Origin of the sequence: Marinomonas pontica (genome assembly GCF_026191375.1) — a bacterium.
Classification (GTDB): domain Bacteria; phylum Pseudomonadota; class Gammaproteobacteria; order Pseudomonadales; family Marinomonadaceae; genus Marinomonas; species Marinomonas pontica.
The window spans coordinates 15,585-29,432 of record NZ_JAODTL010000058.1; the positions used below are offsets into that span (position 1 = coordinate 15,585).

The window sequence follows — 13,848 nt, forward strand, 5'->3', positions numbered from 1 at the left end:
GAAGTGCCGTACTTTTTGGATGTTGTCGCGCATTTGAAACACAAAGGGTTTAACGTGCCTGCGGCTTTGATTGATATTCATGGTGAGCGTCTGCGTGAAGTGAATGGGCGTCCGACCATTATTGTGGATTGCTTTCCCGGCGGTGAACTAAAAGGCACGGACGAAGTGTCTTGTCGATTGATGGGGGAAGCCTTGGCGAAGCTGCACATTGCCGGTGAAGATTTCCCTGAACATCGCGACAGCCATCGTGGAGTGGCGTGGTGGCACAAAACCAGTCAAGCCATTGCTGGTGAATTAGAGCCAGAACAAGCGCAATTATTGTTGTCGCAAATCGCTGAGTTTGATGATTTTATTGCGCAACACCCAGATTTGCCAAAAACCACCATTCATGGGGATTTGTTCTACAACAACACCTTGTTTGAAGGCAATAAACTGTCTGCCATTATCGATTTTTACAACGCTTGTCATTCTTGGGTGATGTACGATTTGGCGATTGTGGTAAACGACTGGTGTTCGGACATGACAACGGGCGAGCTAGACAACACCAAATACAAAGCCTTGGTGAAAGCCTATTTGCACGAACGAGAAGCCACCTCAGAAGAAATGCTGGCGTGGCCTCATATGTTGAAGATCGCGGCGTTGCGCTTTTGGCTGTCCCGTTTAGAAGCGTGGCACGGCGCAAAACACGATCCTGAGCGTTTGTGCGCAGCAGCATGATCCGCTTGAATTTCAGCGTGTTTTAGAAGCACGAGTGCGTTATACACCGAATTTGGTGCCGTCGTTATAAAAGGAAATCTGTGATGCGCTTTTGGTTATCTTGTTGCTTAATGATGATGTCTGGTGTGGCCTTGGCACATCCGCATGTTTGGGTGGATTCGCAATATCGCGTCGATGTCGATCAAGCCAATATTAACCGCCTAGAAGCGACATGGGAATTAGACCTGTTTACGTCGACCAGTTTGATTGCGGAATACGATGTCGATGGCGATGGTGAATTTACCGGTCAAGAAAAGCTCGACATGATCGAAGTGTTGAAGAGCTTTGAGAATTACGGTTTTTTTATCAAGATGAAGCAAGATGGCGCGGACTTGGTGCCAGAACAAGTGCATGTTGTGGATGTTCGTATTCGTGACCAAATGTTGTGGATTCGCCTTGGCATTGCATTACCTGCGCCAGTGAATTTGGAAGCATCGACGTTAAGCCTTGCGTTTGGCGATGATGAATTGTATTTCGCCATGGAACCTTTGGAAGAAGGTTTGGTGCGTCTGTCTGGCGTATTGTCTGAAGCGTGTACGCCTGTAGAACGTGAAGCCACGGAAACATCCGTTGCGGTGTGGGTGGATTTGACCTGCCGATCTTAGTGTTACCCCTATTGAGCCGTCTTATTTAAAGGTACAAGCACATGTTAGAACATTTTCAATGGTTGCCCTTTTAGCTGCGATTACGGTGCTGACGATGAGCCCGGGTGTGGACACAATCATTGTGATGCGCAACGCCGCGTCAGGCGGTTGGCGGTTGGGTTTTTTGACCAGTTTGGGCATTTGCATGGGGCTGTTTGCTCACGCGACCGTGTCGGCGCTGGGGTTATCGGTTATTTTGCTGGGTTCGGCAGGCTTGTTCACAGCCTTTAAATTGGTGGGCGCGGCTTACCTTGTGTATTTGGGGGTGCAGGCCATTCGTAGCGCGATGAAACCGATGGGCATGACGTTCAAAGACGCCAAGAATCCTAAGGCATTCACAGCATGGGGAAGTTTTCGCCAAGGGGTTTTATCAAACGTATTGAATCCAAAGCCGATTATTTTTTACATGGCGTTTTTGCCACAGTTTATCGATCCAAGCCATTCTGCCTTGGCTCAATCTCTTTTTATGGCCTCACTTCACTTTATCATTGCGATGGTGTGGCAAACGTTTCTGGCGCTTATGGTTCATAGAGCGCGAGTCTGGCTGGCGCGACCAAAAGTGGCGCAAGTCTTGGATAGTCTAACGGGCGTATTGCTGTTGGGCTTTGGTGTAAAACTCGCATTAAGTCAGCGCTGATCGCGTGGCTGGGTGCTTCTTTGGTAATTCGCTAAAATGAGTTTATTGATTTCGACTTGGATTAAGTTCTTTTTCCTTTTCGCGCCTTTCTTTGTGCTGTCGATGTTTCTGGCGTTAACGCGCGGTGAGTCATCGTCTTCACGCAAACAGGTTGCGAACAAAGCCATTATTGCCTCGGTGGCAATCTCTATTGTGTTGCTTTTCTTTGGCGGCAGTTTGTTCGCTGTGTTGGGCATTACGCTGGATTCTTTCCGTATTGGTTCTGGTATTTTGCTGTTTATGTCGGCGCTGAGTTTGGTGCGTGACGGTACAAGAAACCACGCGGTGGGCATGCCAAGCGAAGAGCGCGATGATATTTCTGTGGTGCCATTAGCGGTGCCGACCATTATTGGGCCTGCGACCATAGGTACCATTTTGGTGTATGGTGCTGAGTTGCAAGGCTTGGAATTATTCATTGGTCTGTGCGGTTTGTTGTTGGCGTTGGGAACCTTGGCGATCATTTTGTATTCCGGCTCTTTGATTGAGAAGATGCTGGGGCGCACGGGGTTGAACGTATTGTCGAAAATCACAGGTTTGATTTTGGCGGCCATGGCGGCGCAGATCTTCATGAGCGGTGTGATGGGGTTTTTACAGCCCGTAACGCACTAACCGTTTCACTTTAGTGCATTAAAAACGACGTTTCTAGGCTTTGGCTTCTCCTTGGGTATGACTTGTTATATCATAACAAAATTATAGTCAATCTCGGTGATAGCCAATCATGGCCAAGAACGTCGTTTTTTTATTGCTGACTTTTATCGGTTTCAGCTCACCTCTTTATGCCGCGATGGACGTTGCGGCGTATCAAGATTTTATTCAGTGGATTATCGCTCAACAGGCCACGTTTCATCGTGAATTGGTGTCGTTGGTGCGCTCCATCAGTAAGGGCGGCAGTCCGGTTTTGTTGTGGGGATTAGTCTCTACTAGCTTCTTTTATGGTGTGTTTCACGCGGCTGGGCCTGGTCACGGTAAAGCGGTGATTTCTGCGTATATGTTAGCGAGCAAAGCGCCGTTACGACGTGGCATTAGCTTGGCTTTTCTGTGTGCGGGCGTTCAGGCGGTGATGGCGGTGTTGGTGATTGTGGTGCTGAGCCAAGTGTTTTCTTTGGCGGGAAAAGCCATGCAAATCAGTCGTTTCTTTGAAGTGGCGAGTTTTGCTGCCGTTGGTTTGATTGGTGTGTGGATTCTGGTGCGTTTATTACGTGGCCAGTCTGGCTGTGGTCACGATCATTCTGCTGAAGACCATGCTCACGGTCATTCCCATTCCCATTCTGATGACCATGCTTGCTGTGCACATCATGCCGACGAGGCGAAAACCGCCCGTCGAAGTATCTGGGCGATGGTGGCCGCGGTGGGTATTCGTCCTTGTACTGGGGCGATTTTGGTGTTGTTGTTTTCGTTAAGCGCGGGCATTTTTGTCTGGGGGTTGGTGGCAACGTTTGCGATGGCGTTGGGTACGGCGATCACGGTGGCGGCATTGGCAGGCGTGAGCGTGTTTGTTCGTGACACCGGTTTTGCGTTAAGTCGTGAGCACCAAGTGATTCGACAGCGTGTGTCGCGTGTATTTGGTTTTGTCGCGGCTTTTGCTTTGATCATCATCAGTACTTCGATGATTTGGAGTTACTTAGACAATGCAGGAAGGGCTTTTTAATGAATCATGATAATTCACATCAGCATCATAACCACAATCACTGTATTGAAACGGCTTTAGCGACGGCGGAAGCCTTGTGCGCGGAGCAAGGGCAGCGATTAACCAAAGTACGTCGACGCGCCTTGGAACTAATTTGGGAAAGCCATCGTCCGCTTGGTGCTTATCAGCTGTTGGCGAAGTTGGCCGAAGAGGGGTTTAATTCTGCGCCTCCGACTGTGTATCGTGCGTTGGATTTTTTGTTGGCGGCGGGCTTAGTTCACAAGGTGGAATCGATGAATGCGTACCTTGGCTGCGCTCACGCGGATAAGGTTCACAAAGGCTATTTTTTAATTTGCGATGAATGCCGCAATGTCATGGAATTTGATTACCAAGACATTCACGCGGCGCTGATCGAAAAGGCCGCTCAACAGGGCTTTGAACTGCGTGCGGAAACCATTGAGCTAACGGGGCTGTGCGCGAAATGTAAGGCCCAAGCGGTGGGAGAAAACGCATGAATAAGCGCTTGGTTGCCTTTGAAAAAATAGGCATCGCGTTTGATGGACGCGTTTTGTTGGAAAGCATTGATATGACCATCAGCGAAGGTGAAATTGTGACGCTGATTGGCCCGAACGGCAGCGGCAAAAGCACGCTGATTCGTACCTTGCTCGGTTTGCAAGAAGCAACGTCCGGCAAGGTAGTTCGTCATAAAACGCTGCGCATTGGCTATATGCCGCAAAAGCTGCACATCGATCCAACCTTGCCATTAACGGTGAAGCATTTCTTGGCGTTGGTACGCGGTGTGGATAAACGTCAAATTCTGCCAACCCTCGAAAAAGTGGGCATTGGGCATTTGTTGCAGTCGCAAGTGCATGTGTTGTCTGGCGGCGAAACTCAGCGAGTATTGTTGGCGCGGGCCTTGTTGAATAAGCCGAATTTATTGGTATTGGATGAGCCTGTGCAAGGCGTGGATGTGAATGGCCAAGTGGAGCTGTACAACCTGATCGAAAGCATTCGTAACGAGCTAAATTGCGGCGTGTTGATGGTGTCTCACGATTTGCATTTGGTGATGGCGAAGACAGACACCGTGGTGTGTATCAATCAGCATGTGTGCTGTTCGGGTAGCCCACAACATGTTACTGGGCACCCTGCGTATCAGGCTTTGTTTGGTGTGCCAGGTGCTGACGAATCCATCGCGATTTATGCCCATCAGCACGATCATGTTCATGACGAACACGGCAGCATTTTAGCGGACGAGGGCGATGCACATGCCCACGATCATTCCCATTGTCATCATCATTAAATGTGTCTTGATTTAGCCCTGTTTTGGAGTTGGTAATACCATGTTAGATCTTTTGCTCAGAGCCTTGTTAGGCGGATTGGGAGTGGCGTCTGTCGCAGGGCCGTTAGGGGCGTTTGTGGTGTGGCGACGCATGGCGTATTTTGGCGATACGTTGGCACATTCGGCGCTGTTGGGTGTGGCCTTGGGTTTTTTATTCGACATCAATTTGAACCTTGCCATTATCGTGTTGTGCGTTGGTTTGGCGTTAGTGTTAGTCACTTTGCAGAAGAAACACATTATTGCGACCGATACCTTACTGGGGATTTTGGCGCATTCCGCGCTGTCGCTAGGGTTGGTGGCGGTGAGCTTTCTCGATAATATCCGCATTGATTTAATGGCGTATTTATTTGGCGATTTGTTAGCGATTAGCCAAACCGATGTGTATTGGATTTACAGTGGCGGCTTGGCGGTCATTACGCTGTTGGTGATCTTTTGGAAGCCGTTGTTGGCTGTGACGGTGAACGAAGAACTGGCAAAAGTGGAAGGGTATCCTGTTGAAGCGATTCGTCTGTTGTTGATGTTGCTGGTGGCTTTGGTGATTGCGGTGGCGATGAAAATCGTCGGTGTATTGTTGATCACGTCTTTGATGATTATTCCAGCCGCCACGGCACGTAAGTTATCGCAAACACCGGTACAGATGGCGTCAATCGCGAGTGTGATCGGCTGCTTGTCTGTGTGCGGTGGCCTATGGGCGTCCTATCGTTGGGATACGCCAACAGGCCCAAGTGTCGTAGTGTGCGCGGCGATGTTGTTTTTGGTAGCTTACACTCTGCCGTTTAAACGCCTGCGTTAGTCCCTGTCGGACTCTTTTTTCTTTGCGTATGACTTTGACATAGCGCGAATGTCTTCCATTTGCTTGCCAAATTGACGACACGGTGTGCAAATCGCCGTGTGCATTGTTAGGGCAATTTTCTCTTTTGCGCTTAATGGGCGATCCAGTTTTTCCGATAGCATCTGGGTCGCTTGTTTGCACTTCATCATGTGGCGGTCTCCTTCTGAAACCAGTGATCTTCTAAGCACTCTCGTAAACGCAAACGCGCGCGGTACAAGGTGACATTCAGACTACTGACGGATACGTCTTCATTATGGCAAATTTCGCTGGTGTCCATTTCGAGAAACTCGCGCATCATAAATAATCGACCGTATTTGGCGGGCAGCGCATTCAAACAAGCATCAAAAACTTTCCAAAAATGCGCGTTTTCCACACCGTGATCCGGTTGGTCCCATTTTTTGGGACGCTCATCTTTTTGCCAATGGCCGTTTTCCTCGAACAAATGTTCAATGAGCGCATCGCCGCTTAGGTTCGGACCCTCTTCTAGTTGGCTGGCTGACGTGTGGCGTTTTTCTTTACGCAATAAATCAATAATTTTGTTCTTTAAGATAGAAAATACCCAAGTCTTAAACGCGGCTTGGCGAGCAAAACGATCAATGTTCTGATACGCCGATAGCATGGCTTCTTGTACGGCGTCTTCCGCTAATTGGCTGTCTCGCACCTGCAGGGTGGCAAATTTCAACATTTGCAGGCGCAACTCATCGATAAAAGCCGTGTCATGAAAGACGTGGCTTGCTGCTGAAGGTTCCATCTCAACAGCGAGGTTCATGTTCGTCATTTATACCTCGCAGGGTATCAGATAGTTAGACGGCGTTCCCGTTGGCTATCTTACACTTTGGTGATGTTATTTTTGGGTGTCTTGAGCGTGTGCTTCCGCAAGGTATTCGTCTTTGAGTTTGACGTAGTTCAGTCCTGCGTACTGGAAGTATTCGATTTCTTTGTCGTTCAATGGGCGGATTTGTTTTACCGGAGAGCCCATGTACATAAAGCCCGTTTCTAAGCGCTTGCCCGGTGGCACCAAGGAGCCAGCGCCGATGATGACTTCGTCTTCAATCACCGCGCCATCAAGAATGGTGGTTCCCATGCCAACTAAAACTCGGCTGCCAATGGTGCAACCATGCAACATCGCCATATGACCGACAGTCACGTCGTCGCCAATTTCCAAAGGGTGACCTTCTGGCTTGTAGGTACTGGCATGAGTAATGTGCAAGCAGGAATTGTCTTGTATGCTGGTTCGAGCACCAATACGAATACGATGCATGTCGCCACGAATGGCCACCAAAGGCCAGACGGAGCTGTCTTCACCAATGTTCACATCGCCAATAATCACTGCGCTGTCATCGACCCAAACGCGGTCGCCTAGTTGTGGTGTTTTGCCACGGAAAGATTTCATCACCATAAATACTCGCTTAAAGGGTGTTATCGCCAATTCATTGCGTTAATAAATGAAGGAACTATTAACACAATAGGCGTTTATGCATTGAAAAAGAGTTAAGACAACCTATCTTAGTAAGCATAGTATTGACCAATGCAATACAGCGTTCAATTAATATAAAAGGATATCACGATATGTCACAGTCTGTATGGGACGCGACCAGTTTACCGAATTTTACCGACGTCGATGTTGCGAACATTGAAGCGGATCTAGAGAAACTACTGAAGCACAATCAATCGGCAATAGACGCCTGTGTGAGCGAAAATACGCATCCAACATGGGAAAGCCTTGTTTTGCCTTTGGATCAATTGCATGACGACCTAAACAATTTTTGGTCGCCGATTGGCCATCTGAATTCTGTAAAGAACACCCCAGAATTGCGTGCAGCTTATAACGCCTGCTTGCCAAAATTGACACAGTTTTATACGGATCTTGGCCAGAACAAAGCCTTGTATCAAGCGTATAAAAATCTTGCTGAAAGTGAAGCAGCAAAAGAGCTGAATCAAGCACAAACTGAAGCCTTGACTCAAACGATCCGTGATTTCGAATTGTCTGGTGTGGGTCTAGAAGGCGACGCCAAAAAACGCTATGGCGAGATCAGCCAGCGTTTATCTGAGTTGGGCAGTCAGTTTGGTGAAAACGTGTTGGATGCGACACAAGCTTGGAGCAAGTTAATCACTGACGAAAGCGAACTGTCTGGTTTGCCAGAATCGGCGTTGGCACAAGCCAAACAAATGGCCGAAGCCAAAGAAAAAGACGGTTGGTTATTCACTTTAGATTTCCCTTCTTACATGCCGGTAATGAGTTACGCCGACAATGCCGAACTTCGCGAAGAAATGTACCGCGCTTTTGCAACGCGCGCGTCTGATCAAGGCGGCGACATCAAGTTTAATAACGCGCCTTTGATCGATGAAATTCTGCAATTACGTCATGAGATGGCGCAGATTTTAGGGTTCGATAATTACGCGGAATTGTCCGTTGCGACCAAAATGGCCGACAACGGACAGCAGGTGATTGATTTCTTAGACGATTTAGCGAAAAAATCAAAAAACTCGGCAGAACAAGATCTTGCGCAGCTAACAACGTTCGCGAAAGACGAAAACGGCGTGGAAAAATTGAACGCTTGGGACATGACGTACTACGCGGAAAAATTGCGTCAGCATAAGTACAGTATTTCTCAAGAAGAACTGCGTCCTTATTTCCCAATGAACAAGGTTTTGTCTGGATTGTTTCACGTGGCACAAACATTATTTGGTGTGGATATTCGTGAAGAAAAAGATTTCGATAGCTATAACAAGGACTTGCAGCTTTTCACTATCAGCAAAGATGGGGAAGACGTTTCTCGCTTCTACCTAGATCCGTATGCACGCGAAGCAAAACGCGGCGGTGCATGGATGGATTCTTGCCGTACTCGTCGTCGTTTGAGCGACAACCGTTTGCAATTGCCGATCGCGTACTTGGTATGTAACTTTACGCCACCTATCGGTGACAAACCGGCTTTGTTGACGCACGACGAAGTCACCACCTTGTTCCACGAGTTTGGCCATGGCTTGCACCACATGTTGACCCAAGTGGACGTGTCTTCGGTATCGGGTATTAACGGTGTGGCGTGGGATGCGGTGGAATTGCCAAGTCAATTCATGGAAAACTGGTGTTACGAACCAGAAGCATTGGCTCATATTGCCGGTCATTACGAAACGGGCGAAGCATTGCCACAGGACTTGTTAGACAAAATGCTAGCAGCGAAAAACTTCCAATCCGGCATGCAGATGATGCGTCAGTTGGAATTTTCCTTGTTCGACTTCCGTTTGCATATGGAATACCAAAAAGGCATTTCTGTTCAATCGGTTATCGACGATGTGCGCAGTAAAGTCGCGGTGACTACACCGCCTGAGTTTAATCGTTTCCAAAATAGCTTCTCGCATATCTTTGCAGGCGGTTATGCGGCTGGTTACTACAGCTACAAATGGGCCGAAGTGTTGTCCGCCGATGCTTTTTCAAAATTTGAAGAAGACGGCATCTTCAATAAAGATACCGGTGCACGCTTCCGTGATACCATATTGGCAAATGGCGGCTCCCGTCCGGCAGCGGATTTGTTCGCTGAGTTCCGTGGTCGTGAGCCAAGTACCGATGCCTTATTGAGACACAGCGGCATCGCGGCGTAGAGGTTAGAAGGTATAAGGTTATGACAGTAAAACGCTTTATCGCTGGGGCGGTGTGCCCTCGTTGCAGTGAGATGGATAAGATTCGTGCATGGCGCGATGACGACGCTGAAAAACAATATCGTGAATGCATTTCTTGTGGTTATACGGATGAGCAATCGACCATTGTTCAGGCGCAGCCAACGGAGATTCCAACTCGAGTGAATCAGCCTCATAGCAGCGCGCCAGAAACGGAAGAGGTAGTGATTAACTTCATACCGAATCCGGGAATGACCAAGCACTGATGACGTACAGAGAGTGAAGAAAAAGCGGACTGATCGAGAGGTGAGTCCGCTTTTTTTATTCGTTGTCTGCGTAGCCACTGCCGATGGCGCTGAAAGGCATATCAAGATTGAGCTCGGGTACTTGTAAACCGATCCAAGTGGGAAACGTGTTGCTGTTTGGGCCGGGGAATACGGTGTATTCGTTTGCCCAAGGGTAACGTTTTACAGCGGCGTTTATTTTTGGAATCAATGCTTCGGCTTTTGGGCCAACAAGAGACAGTACTTTTTCTGGCTTGGCGCCAAACCAGTAACGATCCGGCGTCGGCGTTTGGTATTCCGAAAGGGCAGGAAGGCCTCGATTTACTCGCCAACCAACCACTTCATGTACCGTGTATTGCGCGGCATTTTTTTCCTTGGTTGCGACCCAAGTGTGAACCGCAAACCAGCCGCGCCAGCTGTAAGCGTCGGCGGCATAAAATTCGATAACCGCGTCTTTCTCTGTTTCAGGCGATGGTGCGATGCCAGCAGGCTCGCGACTGGCGGTACGCCAACTGTCATTGGAAGAGCACGCGCTTAAAAAAGCGAGATAAAGAGCAGTCCGACATATTTTGCCATGCTTTGTCCTTGGTCTGTTGGGGATTTTATTGCTAATAACATACGCAAATTTTGGTGTATTCGGGTCACTATTTGTGACTTTGGGCGACTGTTCCCTATTTTTTGCTAAATTTGAAAAATGGGCAAAAAAAACGCCAGAAGACTGGCGTTTTGGCGTTGTTGCTTCAATGAAACAGCAAATTAGTTCATTTCAGTAATAAATTCTTCTGTAGAACGACGTACTTTTTTAAGGTCTTTCAACCAGTCACCTTCGTCGGCGCGGTAGCCCAAAGGAAGCAGGATGACAGAGCGAAGTCCACGCTCTGTAAGGCCCAGAATTTCATCCACTTTTGCTGGATCGAAGCCTTCCATTGGTGTGCTGTCAACGCCTTCTTCGGCCGCTGCAATCAACGCTGTGCCAAGGCCAATATAAGCCTGACGTGCTGCATGTTGGTAATTCACTTCGGCATCACGTGGAGGGTAAGCGCCAAGGATCATTTGGCGGTAGTTTTCCCAACCTTCGTTTTTAAAACCACGTTCGTCGTTGACAAGATCGAACATCTTGTTGATTCGTTCTTCTGTGTAGTTGTCCCATGCCGCAAACACTAAAAGGTGAGAGCCGTCGGTGATTTGTGCTTGGTTCCATGCGTGAGGCACAATGGCTTCGCGAAGTGCTTTGTTTTTTACCACGATGACTTCGTATGGCTGAAGGCCGCTTGATGTCGCGGTAAGGCGGATGGCTTCTAAAATACGATCTACTTTGTCTTGCTCAACCGCTTTGCTTGAGTCCATTTTTTTTGTGGCATAACGCCAGTTCAATTTTTCTAACAGGTTTGACATTTTTATTCCTTAAATCGGTGTGTGTATGGCATCAATATTGGACTTAAAAGAGGGAACTTCAAGCGTTGCTTTGAGCATAAAGTAAGGAAGTTGAATGATCGGTTAAATGTGGAACTTGGTTGAGATATGGCATTAATATCCGAGATAACGCCCTAAAATGGTTCATTTTTTTAGTCGGATGCAGTAAGGTGCGGTTCCGAAAACTTCAATGGACCCCTTTCTAATGACGTTAACCCCTAAACCATCGCTGTTACAGCGCTATTTGCGTGGTAGTTTGGTGCTGCAAATTGCCATCGGTATTGTCTGCGGTATCGCCTTGGCGTATCTCTCGCCAAGTATTGCGCTGTCGACCACATTGTTGGGCGATTTCTTTGTAAAAGCGTTAAAAGCCATTGCGCCAATTTTGGTCTTCTTATTGGTAATGGCGTCTATCGCTAACCATAAACAGGCTCAACAAACGCATATTCGTCCTGTTTTGGTGTTGTATTTGTTTGGTACCTTTATCGCGGCGTTAATCGCTGTGGTGTTCAGTTTTGTGTTCCCTACGCAATTGCATTTGGTGTCGCCAGATTTAAGCCAAAGCGCTCCTCAGGGTGTGGGTGAAGTCCTGCGTACATTGGTCTTTAAAATGGTGGATAACCCAGTGAATGCTTTGGTTCAAGGCAATTATGTGGGCATTTTGACGTGGGCGATTGGTTTTGGTTTGGGATTGCGTCATGCGTCTGAATCCACAAAAGCATCATTGCAACATCTGGCGACCAGTGTGACCAGTATTGTATCGGTCATTATTCGTTTGGCCCCGTTTGGTATTTTTGGCTTGGTGGCGAGTACGATCGCAGCCACAGGCTTTGATGCCTTATTGGGTTATTCGCATCTATTGGCGGTGTTGGTTGGTGCCATGCTGTTTATTGCGTTTGTCACGAATCCTTTATTGGTTTTCTGGAAAATTCGTCGCAATCCGTATCCATTGGTATTTAAGTGTTTAAGAGAAAGTGGCGTTACGGCTTTTTTCACTCGCAGTTCGGCGGCCAATATTCCGGTTAACTTAGACCTTTGTAAGCGTTTGGAGTTAGACGAAGACACTTATTCTGTGTCTATTCCATTGGGTGCGACCATTAACATGGCTGGCGCTGCGATCACCATCACGGTATTGACGCTTGCGGCGGTGAATACGCTGGGCATTTCGTTAGATTTTGGAACTGCACTGTTGCTCAGTATTATCGCTGCAGTGTCGGCGTGCGGTGCGTCTGGTGTGGCGGGTGGCTCGTTATTGTTGATTCCATTGGCGTGTAGTTTATTTAACATTCCGAATGACATCGCGATGCAAGTGGTGGCGGTGGGCTTTATCATTGGTGTGTTGCAAGATTCAGCCGAAACCGCGTTGAACAGTTCAACCGATGTCTTGTTTACAGCCGCGGCGTGTTTGGAAAATACCAAAAACCCATAAGTCGGTATTTGGCTAAAACGCAAAAAAGGGAAGCACTGGCTTCCCTTTTTTGTGGCTAGAATCGTCGATTCTGCGGCAGACAGACCAAAGACGTTAAAGCTTAAACTGTGTCACCAGTTGATCCAGCTGGGCAGACAATTTTTGCAAATTGGTGCTGGATGCGGTCAGTTCATCGGCAATTTCTGAGGTTTCTGTTGTGAGTTGGTTGATTTCTTCGACGTTTTTACTCATGTCGTTCACCACAAGGGATTGTTCTTCTGTGGCGGTGGCAACTTGAATGTTCATGTCGCTGATTTGACCAATATGCGCGGTGATTTGTTCCAACGCGCTGTTTGCTTCGTTGGCTTGTCCCACTACTGTGTTGCTTTGGTCTTGTCCTGACTGAATGGTAGCAACCGTCTTGGCGGACTGTTCTTGCAACTGATCAATCATCTTCTGGATTTCATCCGTGGAGGCCGCTGAGCGGCTAGCAAGATTTCGTACTTCATCGGCCACGACGGCGAATCCTCGCCCTTGTTCACCTGCACGAGCCGCTTCAATCGCTGCGTTTAGGGCGAGTAGGTTGGTTTGTTCTGAGATGCTGCGAATGGTGTCCAATATGCTGCCAATCGAATCGGTTTGAGTCGCTAATGAGCCAATGTCCGAGCTGATGTGCTGAATTTCTGTCGACAATGATGTCACGCCTTGACGTGCTTTTGCCACTAATCCCGCGCCTTGATGGGCTTGTTTGTCAGCTTCTTGTGCGGCTTTTGCCGCTTGGGAAGCGTTCTCGGCGATGTTTTCTACCGTCGCGCCCATTTCATGAATGGCGGTGGCGATGTGTGTGGTTCTGTCGCGTTCATTTAGACAATTCGTGTGTGTGGCTTTGGCTTTTGCAGCGACATCGTTGGCCGTGTGAGCCAGTTGGCGCGAATTCTCTGCGACGTTTTCGATGGCCGTACGAATCTTGGTAGTAAACTGGTTGAAGTGTTGGGCAATGTCGCTCAGCTCGTCTTTGCCTGACATGGACATGACTGAGCCAAGGTCTAATTTGTCACTGGCGCTGGAAATGTGTTGTTGTAGCGAGGATACTCGTTGGTTAAGACGTCGTAACATTAGCCATGCCAAAAGAATGGACGCTGCCAAAGCGATGACGATTAACACCATCATGTTGTTTCGGCTTTTTTCGTAATTTGCTTGGCTTTGGGCGTAGCTTTGTTGTCCTTGTTCAAGCAACTCATCCAGTATTGTGTT

17 protein-coding genes are annotated in these 13,848 nt (G+C 48.1%); 11 read left to right on the top strand and 6 right to left on the bottom strand.

Annotated elements, in window-relative coordinates:
• The first annotated feature begins 3 nt into the window (after nucleotides 1–3).
• The 8 genes from N5P32_RS17120 to znuB all read left to right on the top strand — a co-directional run bounded on the left by N5P32_RS17120 (nucleotide 4) and on the right by znuB (nucleotide 5,835).
• Nucleotides 4–717: a phosphotransferase gene (locus N5P32_RS17120; RefSeq protein ID WP_265730221.1), complete on the top strand. Its 714-nt coding sequence runs from the start codon at nucleotides 4–6 to the stop codon at nucleotides 715–717.
• An 83-nt stretch (nucleotides 718–800) separates the two neighbouring features.
• Nucleotides 801–1,361, top strand: a complete 561-nt coding sequence (locus N5P32_RS17125; protein ID WP_265730222.1) for a DUF1007 family protein — start codon at nucleotides 801–803, stop codon at nucleotides 1,359–1,361.
• 58 nt (nucleotides 1,362–1,419) lie between these two features.
• A complete protein-coding gene (locus N5P32_RS17130; protein WP_265730223.1) occupies nucleotides 1,420–2,037 on the top strand; it encodes a LysE family translocator in 618 nt (205 codons plus the stop codon).
• Nucleotides 2,038–2,073: 36 nt separating this feature from the next.
• A complete protein-coding gene (locus N5P32_RS17135) occupies nucleotides 2,074–2,685 on the top strand; it encodes a MarC family protein (protein ID WP_265730224.1) in 612 nt (203 codons plus the stop codon).
• Nucleotides 2,686–2,794: 109 nt separating this feature from the next.
• The gene (locus N5P32_RS17140) at nucleotides 2,795–3,724 is read left to right on the top strand and encodes a nickel/cobalt transporter (protein WP_265730225.1); all 930 of its coding nucleotides are present in this window, start codon (nucleotides 2,795–2,797) and stop codon (nucleotides 3,722–3,724) included.
• On the top strand, nucleotides 3,724–4,218 hold the full coding sequence (locus N5P32_RS17145) for a Fur family transcriptional regulator (protein WP_265730226.1): 495 nt from the start codon (nucleotides 3,724–3,726) through the stop codon (nucleotides 4,216–4,218). The genes N5P32_RS17140 and N5P32_RS17145 overlap by 1 nt, the downstream gene beginning before the upstream one ends.
• Nucleotides 4,215–5,003: a zinc ABC transporter ATP-binding protein ZnuC gene (znuC, locus tag N5P32_RS17150; protein ID WP_265730227.1), complete on the top strand. Its 789-nt coding sequence runs from the start codon at nucleotides 4,215–4,217 to the stop codon at nucleotides 5,001–5,003. Before N5P32_RS17145 ends, znuC begins: the two co-directional genes overlap by 4 nt.
• A 40-nt stretch (nucleotides 5,004–5,043) precedes the next feature.
• Nucleotides 5,044–5,835 (top strand): zinc ABC transporter permease subunit ZnuB, encoded by a 792-nt coding sequence (gene znuB, locus N5P32_RS17155; protein WP_265730228.1) that lies wholly within the window; start codon nucleotides 5,044–5,046, stop codon nucleotides 5,833–5,835.
• On the opposite strand, the gene N5P32_RS17160 is transcribed toward znuB, so the two are convergent.
• From N5P32_RS17160 to N5P32_RS17170, 3 genes are all read right to left on the bottom strand, one after another.
• Nucleotides 5,832–6,023: a zf-HC2 domain-containing protein gene (locus tag N5P32_RS17160; protein ID WP_265730229.1), complete on the bottom strand. Its 192-nt coding sequence runs from the start codon at nucleotides 6,021–6,023 to the stop codon at nucleotides 5,832–5,834. The two genes, znuB and N5P32_RS17160, sit on opposite strands and share 4 nt — an antisense overlap.
• Nucleotides 6,020–6,652: an RNA polymerase factor sigma-70 gene (locus N5P32_RS17165; RefSeq protein ID WP_265730230.1), complete on the bottom strand. Its 633-nt coding sequence runs from the start codon at nucleotides 6,650–6,652 to the stop codon at nucleotides 6,020–6,022. Before N5P32_RS17165 ends, N5P32_RS17160 begins: the two co-directional genes overlap by 4 nt.
• A 66-nt stretch (nucleotides 6,653–6,718) precedes the next feature.
• Complete coding sequence (locus N5P32_RS17170) at nucleotides 6,719–7,273, bottom strand: gamma carbonic anhydrase family protein (RefSeq protein WP_265730231.1); 555 nt, start codon at nucleotides 7,271–7,273, stop codon at nucleotides 6,719–6,721.
• A 170-nt stretch (nucleotides 7,274–7,443) separates the two neighbouring features.
• Here N5P32_RS17170 and prlC point away from each other — a divergent pair, with 170 nt between their 5' ends.
• The gene (gene prlC / locus N5P32_RS17175; RefSeq protein WP_265730232.1) at nucleotides 7,444–9,474 is read left to right on the top strand and encodes an oligopeptidase A; all 2,031 of its coding nucleotides are present in this window, start codon (nucleotides 7,444–7,446) and stop codon (nucleotides 9,472–9,474) included.
• Between the two features lie 20 nt (nucleotides 9,475–9,494).
• Nucleotides 9,495–9,755, top strand: coding sequence for a YheV family putative zinc ribbon protein (locus N5P32_RS17180; RefSeq protein ID WP_265730233.1), 261 nt, complete (start codon nucleotides 9,495–9,497; stop codon nucleotides 9,753–9,755).
• A 55-nt stretch (nucleotides 9,756–9,810) separates the two neighbouring features.
• Here N5P32_RS17180 and N5P32_RS18095 read toward each other — a convergent pair whose 3' ends face one another.
• Together N5P32_RS18095 and N5P32_RS17190 are read right to left on the bottom strand one after the other, a co-directional pair.
• Nucleotides 9,811–10,530: a DUF3750 domain-containing protein gene (locus N5P32_RS18095; RefSeq protein WP_322783890.1), complete on the bottom strand. Its 720-nt coding sequence runs from the start codon at nucleotides 10,528–10,530 to the stop codon at nucleotides 9,811–9,813.
• A complete protein-coding gene (locus tag N5P32_RS17190; RefSeq protein ID WP_265730234.1) occupies nucleotides 10,530–11,168 on the bottom strand; it encodes an NAD(P)H-dependent oxidoreductase in 639 nt (212 codons plus the stop codon). Before N5P32_RS17190 ends, N5P32_RS18095 begins: the two co-directional genes overlap by 1 nt.
• Nucleotides 11,169–11,391: 223 nt before the next feature.
• On the opposite strand from N5P32_RS17190, the gene sstT reads away from it, so the two are divergent.
• Complete coding sequence (sstT, locus tag N5P32_RS17195; protein WP_265730235.1) at nucleotides 11,392–12,615, top strand: serine/threonine transporter SstT; 1,224 nt, start codon at nucleotides 11,392–11,394, stop codon at nucleotides 12,613–12,615.
• A gap of 93 nt (nucleotides 12,616–12,708) precedes the next feature.
• Here the strand turns inward: sstT and N5P32_RS17200 are convergent.
• Nucleotides 12,709–13,848 (bottom strand): methyl-accepting chemotaxis protein (locus tag N5P32_RS17200; protein WP_265730236.1); only part of this gene is annotated, 1,140 nt, incomplete at its 5' end.